General features: G+C 61.6%; 1 protein-coding gene. It reads left to right on the plus strand.

The features are described from left to right. Window positions 1–218: 218 nt before the first annotated feature. Window positions 219–727 (plus strand): peptide deformylase (gene def / locus B879_RS24145; protein ID WP_040401615.1); only part of this gene is annotated, 509 nt, incomplete at its 3' end.

The raw sequence follows: 727 nt of genomic DNA on the forward strand, positions 1-727 counted from the left end.
CTCAGTTAGGCAGAGCGTCTGGTTGTGGTCCAGAAAGGTCGCGGGTTCAATCCCCGTTACTCACCCCAATGAAGCCGCTCCGGAACTTTTCCGGAGCGGCTTTTGTTATTCCACACCGCAGTTCGGTTTCAGGTGCGAAAAACGAACACCGAAGCACAGGTTGCCGCTGGCAGCCACCACCGCATCCCCCCCTCCATCCGAGAGCACCAGGAGAAGTCTTGAGCATTCGTCCAGTTACCATCTACGGCGAACCGGTCCTGCACACGCGCGCGAAGGAAGTCACGGAGTTCACCGACGAACTCCGTGAGCTCATCACCGACATGTACGACACCATGGACGCGGCAAACGCCGTGGGCCTGGCGGCACCGCAGGTCGGGGTCGGACTGCGCATCTTCACGTACCAGTATGAGAACGAGGATGAGGTCCCGGCCCGCGGGGTCATCGTCAACCCGCACCTGACCCTATCCAAGGTCTCTCAGGCCACTCCGGACCCGGACGAGGAGCTCGAGGGCTGCCTCTCCGCCCCGGCCCTGAACTTCCCACTCAAGCGCGCCGAATTCGCCCGCGTGGAGGGCTTCGACGGCGACGGGAACCCGATCTCCTTCGAAGCCACCGGATGGTTCGCCCGGGTCATGCAACACGAATACGATCACCTGGACGGCTACCTTTACGTCGACAAGCTCACCGAGAAGTGGGCCAAGCGCTGGAAAAAGGCCAAGAAGTCCCT

Source organism: Cecembia lonarensis LW9, assembly GCF_000298295.1.
GTDB classification, from domain to species: Bacteria; Bacteroidota; Bacteroidia; order Cytophagales; family Cyclobacteriaceae; genus Cecembia; species Cecembia lonarensis.